10 protein-coding genes are annotated in these 11,482 nt (G+C 37.0%); 2 read left to right on the top strand and 8 right to left on the bottom strand.

Translation table 11 applies throughout. From position 1 onward, the window contains the following. Positions 1 to 6 precede the first annotated feature (6 nt). Genes EQG63_RS04530 through EQG63_RS04500 form a run of 7 tightly spaced genes read right to left on the bottom strand, consistent with a single transcriptional unit; the run spans position 7 to position 9,654 of the window. Positions 7 to 1,179: a cytochrome c oxidase subunit II gene (locus EQG63_RS04530; protein ID WP_129434862.1), complete on the bottom strand. Its 1,173-nt coding sequence runs from the start codon at positions 1,177 to 1,179 to the stop codon at positions 7 to 9. A gap of 19 nt (positions 1,180 to 1,198) precedes the next feature. Further along, positions 1,199 to 2,713: a quinol:cytochrome C oxidoreductase gene (locus tag EQG63_RS04525; RefSeq protein ID WP_129434860.1), complete on the bottom strand. Its 1,515-nt coding sequence runs from the start codon at positions 2,711 to 2,713 to the stop codon at positions 1,199 to 1,201. Positions 2,714 to 2,731: 18 nt separating this feature from the next. Next, a complete protein-coding gene (locus tag EQG63_RS04520) occupies positions 2,732 to 3,280 on the bottom strand; it encodes a c-type cytochrome (protein ID WP_129434858.1) in 549 nt (182 codons plus the stop codon). An 8-nt stretch (positions 3,281 to 3,288) separates the two neighbouring features. Continuing rightward, the gene (locus EQG63_RS04515; protein ID WP_129434855.1) at positions 3,289 to 3,813 is read right to left on the bottom strand and encodes a DUF3341 domain-containing protein; all 525 of its coding nucleotides are present in this window, start codon (positions 3,811 to 3,813) and stop codon (positions 3,289 to 3,291) included. A 6-nt stretch (positions 3,814 to 3,819) separates the two neighbouring features. After that, on the bottom strand, positions 3,820 to 5,226 hold the full coding sequence (gene nrfD, locus EQG63_RS04510; RefSeq protein WP_129434853.1) for an NrfD/PsrC family molybdoenzyme membrane anchor subunit: 1,407 nt from the start codon (positions 5,224 to 5,226) through the stop codon (positions 3,820 to 3,822). Between the two features lie 27 nt (positions 5,227 to 5,253). Next, positions 5,254 to 8,280, bottom strand: coding sequence for a TAT-variant-translocated molybdopterin oxidoreductase (locus EQG63_RS04505; protein WP_129434851.1), 3,027 nt, complete (start codon positions 8,278 to 8,280; stop codon positions 5,254 to 5,256). 33 nt (positions 8,281 to 8,313) lie between these two features. Then, on the bottom strand, positions 8,314 to 9,654 hold the full coding sequence (locus EQG63_RS04500; RefSeq protein ID WP_129434849.1) for a c-type cytochrome: 1,341 nt from the start codon (positions 9,652 to 9,654) through the stop codon (positions 8,314 to 8,316). A 217-nt stretch (positions 9,655 to 9,871) separates the two neighbouring features. Here EQG63_RS04500 and EQG63_RS04495 point away from each other — a divergent pair, with 217 nt between their 5' ends. Together EQG63_RS04495 and EQG63_RS04490 are read left to right on the top strand one after the other, a co-directional pair. Continuing rightward, positions 9,872 to 10,261 (top strand): SPOR domain-containing protein, encoded by a 390-nt coding sequence (locus tag EQG63_RS04495; RefSeq protein WP_129434847.1) that lies wholly within the window; start codon positions 9,872 to 9,874, stop codon positions 10,259 to 10,261. A gap of 36 nt (positions 10,262 to 10,297) precedes the next feature. Next, entirely contained in the window at positions 10,298 to 10,954 is a 657-nt protein-coding gene (locus EQG63_RS04490) for a hypothetical protein (protein WP_129434845.1), read from the top strand. Positions 10,955 to 11,039: 85 nt separating this feature from the next. Here the strand turns inward: EQG63_RS04490 and EQG63_RS04485 are convergent, their stop codons facing one another. After that, positions 11,040 to 11,405 carry an RNA recognition motif domain-containing protein gene (locus tag EQG63_RS04485; protein WP_129434844.1) on the bottom strand — a complete coding sequence of 122 codons (366 nt, stop codon included), beginning with the start codon at positions 11,403 to 11,405 and terminating at the stop codon, positions 11,040 to 11,042. Between the last annotated feature and the right edge of the window lie 77 nt (positions 11,406 to 11,482).

The raw sequence follows: 11,482 nt of genomic DNA, 5'->3' as shown, positions 1-11,482 counted from the left end.
TATTAATTATTTTTTCACAACTGTTGTATCCACAACTTCAGCTACAACGGTAGTATCTGCTTTTTTAGCTACTGGTACTACCACCGGAGTCGCCTCTGCATTCGCTTTCGCTTTCTCCTCTTTCACTGCATTTACAATCGTTCCTTTGTCTTTTAACCAAGCTTGGAAATCTTGTGGCGTATCTACCACAATTTTCATTTGCATGTTATAGTGAGAAGCTCCACAAATTTTGTTACATAACAATAGGTAATCAAAAGTATATGGGTCTAAAGGTGTTTTTCCTTCAGCTACTAATTGTGCGCTCTTTTTAGCTCTAATTTTATTGATAGTTGCTACTTTCTCTTGCATTTTAGCATCCTGACGCATTTCGTCAGTAGTCATAATTGGTTTGAAAGCAAACTCAGTCACCATTCCAGGAACACAGTTCATTTGCGCTCTAAAGTGAGGCATATACGCTGAGTGCAATACATCTTGAGATCTGAACTTAAAGTGTACTTTTTTCCCTTTAGGAATATGCAATTCAGAAACAGCAATATCATCTTGTGCATTTGGATCGTTAACATCAACACCCATCGTGTTAATTCCTTCGATTAAACGAACATTTGCTTTTCCTAATACATTGTCTTCACCTGCATAACGTGCTTCCCAGCTAAATTGTTTTGCATATAATTCGATTACAATCGTATCCTCGTCTTCATCAATAAACATGATGTTTGTCCAAGTATATAATCCGTAAAGGATTAAACCTGCTAAAACGATTACAGGAATAATTGTCCAAATGAATTCTAATTTATCATTATCAGCATAGTACAATGCTTTTCTGTCTTTATTTCCTCTATATTTAAACGCGAAATAGTGTAATAAAGCTTGTGTAATGGTTTGTACAAAGAAGATAATTGCGAATGAAATCCACATTAAATTATCATAATCTGCACCATGTTCAGAAGCTGGATTAGTTAACACTAAATGCCCCCATTTCAATAATCCGAAAATTATGAAGATGTTAAGGAATGCAAGAAAACCAAACATTAAATATCCTTGAACATTATTATCATTATCGGTAGCAACTTGCGAATCATCGCATTTTCTACCCACTTGAGTCAAGTCGAAAATTTTAGTCATTTGCCATACAGCAACTGATAATAAGACTAAAACTATAAGAACCAACAAAGTTGTCATCTGTTTTCTTGTTTAAATATTAATAATGAAAATGTTTACTTTCTTCGATAAGCGGATTACCTTTAGCTAATAATGGTGCTTTAGATAATGCTGTAAATACTACAAAGATGAATAATCCAGCAAAGAATGCTAAAGAACCTAGCTCAGCTGCACCAATAAACCATTGGTCACCTACTGTTGCAGGGAAAATCATATTGTGGAAATCTAAATAGTGACCTGATAGGATGATGATACCCGCCATAGTGATAATCCAAGGCACACGTTTGAAATCGGTGTTAATTAGGATTAAGATTGGGAATACGAAGTTCATCACTACCATTCCGAAGAAAGGAAGATTATAATGTTCAATTCTGAATTTGTAATAGGTTACCTCTTCTGGTATATTCGCATACCACATCAACATAAATTGAGAGAACCATAAATACGTCCAGAAAACTGAAATACCGAACATAAATTTAGCTAAATCATGGAAATGGCTGTTGTTAATATGTTCTAAATATCCTTTTGATTTTAAGTATAAAGTGATCAATGCAATAGTTGTGATACCACTTACAAAGAAACTTGCAAATACATACCATCCAAATAATGTAGAAAACCAGTGTGGGTCAACTGACATAATCCAATCCCAAGACATCATAGACTCAGAAACCAAGAAGAATGCTAAGAAACCGGCAGAAGCTTTAAAGTTCTTTTTGTAATACGTTTGATCGTTTGTTTCATCTAAAGCAAGCGAGTTTTTACGTGTGTACGTACGATATAACATCCAACCTCCTAAGAAAATAGCCGCTCTGATTAAGAAGAAAGGAACATTTAAATAACCTGATTTCCCTTGAATTAAATGATCTTTAGCCACTACTTCTGGGTCCATCCAAACAAATAAGTGGTTAATATGAACTCCTGATAATACTAATAATACAAACAAAATAATTCCTCCTGGAACAATGTATGCGGTGATCGCTTCCATTACTCTAAATAAACCTGGAGACCAACCTGCTTGAGCTGCCCATTGAATCGCATAAAATGCTAATACTCCTAAAGAAATTAAAAAGATAAACAAGGCACCAACATATAAAGCTGACCATGGTTTGTTTTGTAATTGATGAAAAACATGTTCCACATGTTCTTTGTGCTCGTCTGCATGTGCCTCTCCGTGAGCTGCTTCTACATGAGCTACTTCAGCATGTGCTTCCGTTGCAGGAGCCTCATGTGCTTCCGGTTTTGCAACTTCTGCTACATGAGCTTCTTCAACATGAGCTGCCACAGAATCTAATCCGTGTGCTGCTACTGCTGCAGAATCTTTAACGGCTTCAACCGCATGTTCTGCCTCTGTATGTGCAGCTGGAGTTGCTTCATGCTTTGCCTCACCGTGAGCGGCAGGAGCGGCATGATGTTCTCCATGAGCATCGGCTGCTAATATTTTTTCTACGTCCTCTGTATTTTTAGGTGCACTGAAAAAACCATAACCAATTCCTAATAGTCCTAAAACCATTAAGATGATCGCTAAGTTTTTTAATTTGCTTGAAAATGTATACATAACTTAATCGCGTATTTATTATTTTAATTCAGATTTAAGGCCTATTACATATTCAGCCACTTGCCATCTTTCTTTTTTAGTCAATTGGTTCGCGTGAGAACCCATTGCATTAAGACCGTAGGTTTCCACATGGAAAACACTTCCCACAGTGATTGCTCTGTCTTTATAGCTAGGAACCCCTAAGAATTTCTCTCTTTGTACTAATTTCCCTTTTCCATCCCCTTTTTCTCCGTGGCAAGAAATACAGTAAATATTGTATAACTCTTTTCCTTTTTCTACGTTAACAGAATCAGCAGCTAATGGGGAAACGTTCCCTTTTGACGCTTCATAACCTGCTGGTGTATTTGGCAATTCGTAAGGAACAAAACCTCTCTTGATAGAACCTTGAGCAGGCAATTGACCTTCTTTACCATTTTTAAAAGCATTAGATTCTGAATAAGTTTCATACGCAACCGATTCATACATGTTTGGGAAAAACTGATAATTCGGTTTCTTTGTATCTTGACATGAAAACAGCAATGAAGATAACCCCATTAAAGCCGTTAGTGTATATACTACTCTTCTCATAATTCTGATTAATGCTTTTCTACTACTTTAACTTCTACTGCACCTGTGCTTTGTAAAAATGAAGTTAATTCGCTTTCATTATTATTAACTGCTACTTCCATTAAGAAATGGTCATCAGTGGTACGAACATCAGGATTTTCAGCTTTTTTAAATGGCCATAATTTACTTCTCATATAAAAAGTAATTACCATTAAGTGAGCAGCGAAGAAAACAGTTTCTTCAAACATTACCGGCACGAAAGCTGGCATGTTTTGCAAATAACTGAAACTTGGTTTTCCACCAATATCTTGAGGCCAGTCTTGAATCATGATGTTATTCAATAACCAGATTGCAAAAGACAATCCAGTACAACCATACATAAATGCTGCAATAGCAATTCTTGTTGGTGCCAATCCCATCGCTTTATCTAAACCGTGAACTGGGAAGGGAGTATAAACCTCTTCAATATGGTGATGTGCTTTTCTTGTTTGCTTTACAGCATCCATTAACACATCATCATCATTATATAGTGCATGTATTACTTTATGACTCATGACTTATTAGTGATTATCGTGATTATGACCGTGTTTTTCTCTTTCTCTTTTGTAATTATCTCCTGAAGATTTCAAGATTGTTTTTACTTCTGCTTGTGCTACCACTGGGAACGATCTAGCATATAATAAGAACAATACAAAGAAGAATCCAATAGTACCTACAAAGATACCTATGTCTACAAATGTTGGTTGAAACATTGTCCATGAAGATGGAAGGTAATCACGGTGTAACGATGTTACGATGATTACGAAACGCTCAAACCACATTCCGATATTTACAACGATAGAAATAATGAAGGAGAACATGATACTTGTTCTTAATTTCTTGAACCACATGAACTGTGGAGAGAAAACGTTACAAGTCATCATTGCCCAGTACGACCACCAGTAAGGACCAGTTGCTCTGTTTAAGAAGGCATATTGCTCATACTCTACTCCTGAATACCAAGCTACGAATAACTCAGTAATGTAAGCACAACCAACGATAGAACCTGTAATCATGATTACAATGTTCATTAATTCAATATGTTGAATAGTGATATAATCTTCTAAGTTTGATACTTTTCTCATGATAATAAGCAAGGTATTTACCATCGCGAATCCTGAGAAAATAGCTCCCGCAACGAAGTATGGCGGAAGAATGGTTGTATGCCAACCTGGAACTACAGAAGTAGCGAAGTCAAACGATACAATAGTGTGTACAGAAAGTACCAATGGTGTTGCTAAACCAGCTAACACAAGAGAAACCTCTTCAAAACGTTGCCAGTCTTTTGCTCTACCTGACCATCCGAAAGATAGTATAGAATAGATTCTTTTGTTGAAAGGAGTTACCGCTCTATCACGAATCATTGCAAAGTCAGGTAATAAACCAGTCCACCAGAATACTAATGATACTGATAGATACGTTGAAATCGCAAATACGTCCCAAAGTAAAGGTGAGTTAAAGTTTACCCAAAGAGAACCAAATTGATTCGGAATAGGTAACACCCAGTATCCTAACCATGGACGCCCCATGTGAATAATTGGAAACAAACCTGCTTGAACTACCGAGAAGATAGTCATTGCTTCTGCAGAACGGTTAATTGCCATACGCCATTTTTGACGGAACAATAATAATACTGCTGAAATAAGTGTACCAGCGTGACCGATACCTACCCACCAAACGAAGTTAGTGATATCCCAAGCCCAACCTACTGTTTTATTTAATCCCCAAGTTCCAATACCTGTTGAGATGGTGTAAATCATACAGCTCATACCCCATAAAAAGGCTGCTAATGCTATATAAAATACTGTCCACCATTGTTTATTGGCTTTTCCTTCTACTGGCTTGGCTACATCAACTGTTACATCGTGGTAGCTTTTATCACCAAGAACTAAAGGTTTTCTAATGGGTGCTTCGTAATGAGACGACATAATCCTTTATCTTATTTCTTATTAATATTAATTTCTAACTTTTACGTGGTATACCACATTTGGTTTTGTTCCGATGTGCTCTAATAAATGGTAAGCTCTCTTATCTTCTGCTAATTTAGCTACGTGAGATTCTTTATCATTTACATCACCAAATACCATTGCTCCTGAAGTACATGCATTTGAACATGCCGTTTGGAACTCACCATCTTTGATTACTCTACCATCACGTTTTGCATCTAAGATTGTTTTTTGTGTCATTTGGATACACATAGAACATTTTTCCATAACCCCACGAGAACGAGCGTTCACATCTGGATTCAATACCATACGACCTAAATCATCATTCATGTGATAATTGAACTCGTCATTGTTATTGTATAAGAACCAGTTGAAACGACGTACTTTATATGGACAGTTATTTGCACAGTAACGAGTACCTACACAACGGTTATATGCCATTTGGTTTTGACCTTGACGACCGTGGGAAGTAGCAGCAACCGGACAAACAGTCTCACATGGAGCGTGGTTACAGTGCTGACACATTACTGGTTGGAAAGCTACTTGTGGGTTTTCTGAAGCATCTTCCATTCCTCTTAAAGTCGAAATAGAATCCATTAAACCATCACTAGCTGCTTTTGTTTTGTTATCACCTTCGAAAGTAGTTTCAGAAGAATAATATCTATCAATACGCAACCAGTGCATATCACGACTTCTTCTTACTTCCGATTTACCTACAACAGGAACGTTGTTTTCAGCGTGACAAGCAATAACACATGCTCCACAACCTGTACAAGCGTTTAAGTCAATTGATAAATTGAAATGGTGACCAATACTTCTATCAAATGACTCCCATAAATCTACTGAAGAGGCAGCCACTTCTTTGTGATCTAAAGATACTACTGGCATAATATTCCATTCTGCAGCATCTTTCGTATTGAATATTTCTAGGCTCGTTTCTTTGATGATATCACCACGACCCATTAATGTTTTTTGTAACTGAACACAAGCAAATTCATGAGAACCACTTTCTTTAGTCAACGATACTGATTGTACATTACTAAAGTTATTGTATAAAGTATAAGCATTTACACCTACTTGCATTTCTTCTTTCATAGCCGCTTTACGACCATAACCTAAAGCTAGACCAACAGTTCCTTTAGCTTGACCTGGTTGGATCATTACCGGAACATTTTCCAAAGTAACATTACCCACTTTTAAAGTTGCTAAACTTCCGTCAAGACCACCATTAGCCACATTCCAGTTTTCTAATCCTAATGCTTCTGCATCCGATTTAGAAACGGTAACATAGTTATCCCAAGAAGCTCTTGTAATTGGATCTGGAAACTCTTGTAACCAAGGATTGTTTGCTTGTTGTCCATCACCCATTCCGGTTTTAGTGTATAACACTAATTCCATTCCAGTTGATTTTGCATTGGCTAAAACAGCCGCCGCAGTATTAAAATCGGCACCAGCACCAGCTCCTGAAGCTAGTGTAGTAAATTCTACACCATCATGAACTAATTGATTCCAAGTTTTTGCACCCGCATAAGAAGAACGGATGTAATCGTAGTACGATTGAGTGCTTCCATTCCAAGACAATAAAGCATCTTGAAACTGAACCGTATCAAATAATGGACGAATAGTTGGTTGTGTGATAGCATAACTACCTTTCACAATACTTACATCACCCCAAGATTCTAAATAATGTGGAGTTGCCACAGCCACAGAAGAAGCTAAAGCAGTCTCATCTTCTTTCATAGAGAAAGTAGCGGACAATTTCACTTTTTTCAATGCTTCTGCAAATTCTTTACCGTTTGGCAAAGAATATACTGGATTCACTCCGTTCATAATTAAGGTATGCACAGCACCTGCTTTCATGTCAGCAATTAATTGCTTTACATCAGCATTGTTTCCTTTACGGATTTGACGTGTATTACCTGTATTGAAAGCTTCACTTCCTAAAGCACGGTTAATAGCTAGCACTAATAGTTGTGCATTTTTATCATCGATACCGCACACTAAAACTCCTTTGCTTCCGGCAGCTTTTAATTGTTGTGCTGCTTTTGCTACCGCTTCATCTTTGGCAGCACCAACAGAGGAACCTGTAACTACATTATATATTTGAACTAATGCTTGTTTTTGAGCTGAAACAGTCATTGGTACACGCTTATCAGCGGCAGCACCTGACAATGTCATATTCGCTTCGAATTGGAAATGACGAGACATTTTTCCATTTTGAGGAACACGTCCTTGCGCATAACCCGCATCGAAACCACCACCTTGCCAGTCACCTAAGAAATCGGCACCGATAGAAACAATTACATTCGCTTTTGAAAAATCATAATCAGCTAAAGCTCTTTCACCATAAACTGCTTGGAAAGCATCCAACGCTTCTGAAGAAGAAACCGCATCATATACTACATGTTTTGCATTTGCGTTAGCAGCTACAAACTGAGCAATTAAACGATCCGTTGATGGAGATGCAGAAGTATTGGTTAACACCACTACTTTTCCGCCTTTGGCTTTTGCTTCAGCTACACTCGCTTTAATTTTAGCATTAGCTTCAGTCCAAGAGGCATCTTTACCTGCAATTTTTGATGTTTTCAAACGAAGGCTATCATATAATGATAAAACCGACGCATGAACACGAGCATTTGCATGGAAATGAGCCCCTTCAATTTTGTTATTTTCAACTTTAATAGGACGACCTTCACGCGTTTTTACTAAAATATTAGCAAAATCGAAACCATCCGAAAATGATGTAGCATAATAATCTGCTATACCAGGAATGATTTCTTCCGGTTGAACTACATAAGGTATAGACTTATGCACTGGACCTTCACAAGCTGCAAGCGTAGCAGCCGCAGTACTAAATCCAACGTACTTAAGAAAGTCACGACGTGTTGTGTTAGAAGATGCCAATGAAGCAGCATCACCTAAGAATTCATCAGTAGGAATTTCTTCAACAAACTCGTTATTTCTAAGCGTCTCAACAATAGAGCTATTTTCGTTTAGCTCCTCAACACTTTTCCAGTATTTTTTGTTTGATGACATATTGTATATAAAAATTAGCTTCTTAATAATTTATTAGTAGTGACACTTACCACATTCAAGACCTCCCATTTGTGCAGCTGTTAACTTGTCTACACCATATTTCTTAGAAAGTTCGGCATGAATTTTTTCGTAGTACGCATTCCCTTCTGTTTTCACATTCGTTTCACGGTGACAATTAATACACCATCCCATCGTTAATGGAGAGTGTTGTTTCATGATTTCAAATGTTTCCACAGGTCCGTGACATGTTTGACATTCTAAACCAGCAACCGAAACGTGTTGTGAGTGATTGAAGTACACAAAATCTTGCAAATTGTGAATTCTAACCCATTTAACAGGTTTTTGTTTCCCTGTATATTTTTGCGTAGCCTTATCCCAACCTACAGCATCGTAAAGTTTTTGAATTTCAGCTGTGTAAAATTCTTTTGTATAATCTACATATGTAGAATCTTTATCGCCTTGGAATTCTGAAATGTTCTTATGACAGTTCATACAAACGTTTAATGAAGGAATACCTGCATTTTTACTTGTACGAGCCGCAGAGTGACAGTATTTACAGTCAATACCATTGTCTCCAGCATGAATTTTGTGCGAATAATGAATTGGCTGAATTGGCGCATAGTTTTGATCAACACCAACCTGCATAAAATATCCGTAGGCAAAATAAGCACTCATTAGCATTAGCAAAATCGTAGACACTAATACCAAAAATTGGTTTTTAGCAAACGATCTCCATAATGGCAATAAGGACAACTTACGATCTGCTACTTCTACACCATTGGCAGCCGAAATTTTTCGCAAGGTATTGTTCACCATAAACAATAAACCTACTAAAAGAGTAAGTATTACCGCTAACAGACCCAAAACCAAATTGTTTGAAATCCCCATAGCGTCACCCGCTTGAGCACCAGCTCCAGCAACACCAGCAACAGCTTTTGGCTCTTCTTTTGGTTGTGAAGTATATGCCAAGATATTATCTACATCAGCATCTGATAATTGAGGAAATGCCGTCATCGGCGTTTTGTTGAATTCTTCGAAAATCTTAACCGCATCAGCATCACCTGAAGCAATTAAATCTTTAGAATTCTTAATCCATTTCCCTAACCAAGCTCTGTCTCTTCTTTCTGCTACACCACGAAGCGCAGGCCCCGTCATTTTAGCATCTAGTTTGTGACAAGCCGCACAATTAGCATTAAACAAAGCTTTCCCCGCAGCAGGATCACCAGCGCCAGCAGCAGGAGCTGCAGCAACATCGGTAGCTGGTGCCGGAGCAGCAGCTTCTTGAGCGAAAGAACTTAAAGAAACAGATAATAAAAACGCTAGATTTAGCGTTATTACCTTTAAAATCGATTTATGGTTGCCCACTTTTTTCATACATTAAATGATTATCATCTAAATTTGGCACAGTATTTATAGTACTTCTAACATCAAAGTACAAGTAGCCATTTAAAAAACTCCGACAAAAATACGACTTATGAGCTATTCTCAAAACCTTAAATATATCTTAATTATTAATTTATATTTATTCTAAATAATATTTTTAAATTTCATAAGTCCATAAAATGTAATTTTGCTTAAAAATTAATTCATTATGAGAATTTTAACAAATTCAATTCGCCCAACACTAGCTTTATTTTTATTATTTATAAATTGGAATTCTTTTTCACAAGAAGCAAAATCGACCATTTCTCAAGACCCAAGATTTGAACAATTACTTTCAGAAAAAAGAAAAATCAACTCTTCTATAACGATTCACGATCGCTTTAAAATCCAAATCTTCACAGGAGATGCTGAAAACAGCAAAAAAACGCTAACAGAATTCAGAAAAACCAACAAAAGTGTAGATGCTACTATTGTTTTTCACACACCAATATATAAAGTATGGGTTGGGAGTTTTAAGACAAGAATTGAAGCTGAAAAAAAACTACAAGAATTGCGAAAAAAATTTCCTAATGCTTTCTTAATAAAACCCAACAAGTAATTAATTTTGTTATTTTTGATTCACAAATCTCATCTTATGAAAAACGCATTTTTTTTAGCTACTATAGTAGGTATTGCTTTCATTTCTTGTAAAGACGAATTAAAACCACAAGAAAGCTTTGTTGATTATTCTGCAAAAGCAAGCACGACTACAACTCAAAATCCAGCAACGAATGCTGGGTTAAATACCAATCAGCAAATAGCGACAACCACTTCTAAAGTGAACCCACCACACGGACAACCGGGACATGTTTGCGGCACTGAGGGACAACAACAAACCATTTCTACACAAGCACAACCAAATAACAATCAGCAATACACCATAAATCAGCCTGTTACGAAAACCATAACACCAACTCCGGCTAAAACGGCAAAAGGAATGAATCCGCCACACGGGCAACCGGGACACCGTTGTGATATTGCTGTTGGCGCTCCTTTAAATTCAAAACCAGCACCAGTAGCCATTAACAAAAGCTCGCAAGTGACTACCCAAACCAATACCACTCAAAATGGTGGTTTTAGCGTAACACCCGTAGATCCAACCAAACAAAACAATACTCCTGCATTATTAACACCAAATAGTGGGCAAACAGGCACAACTGATGTTGGAACAAATCCTCCTCACGGTCAACCAGGGCATGTGTGTGGCACACCAGCTACCACCACAACAACAGAAACTAAAGAGGTTAAATAAATAAAAGAAGAAAATAAATTCTATTTAAAACAAAAAACCATTCGTTTTCACGAATGGTTTTTTTTTAACAATATATAAATTTAGACTAGTATCTTCCTCCACCTCTATTGTTACCTCCGCCATAGTTTGAACCACCACCACGGTTGTTTCCTCCACCGTAACCTCCACTTGCTGGACGGCTACTGTTGAAACTTCTTCTTTCGCCTTCTGGTTTTGGTTCCGATTTGTTAACTACAATCGTACGCCCTTCAACAGTGGCACCATTTAATTCTTGAATTGCTTTAAGAGCTTCCTCTTCACTTGGCATTTCAACAAATCCAAATCCTTTACTACGACCTGTAAATTTATCAGTAATAATTTTTACTGATTCTACAGCACCATACACTGCAAAAGAATCTCTTAAGTCTGCTTCGTCAATTGAAAACGGAAGACTTCCTACAAAAATGTTCATATATAAATATTATAATTCGGCGTAAAGGTAAGCTATTTAAATGGTTATAAGAGTTTTATTATTTTCTTTTTTAAAAA

Source organism: Flavobacterium amnicola (assembly GCF_004122165.1).
Lineage (GTDB): Bacteria > Bacteroidota > Bacteroidia > Flavobacteriales > Flavobacteriaceae > Flavobacterium > Flavobacterium amnicola.
The sequence above is the reverse complement of the archived record's forward strand: the minus strand, read 5'-3'. Positions and strand labels throughout refer to the sequence as shown.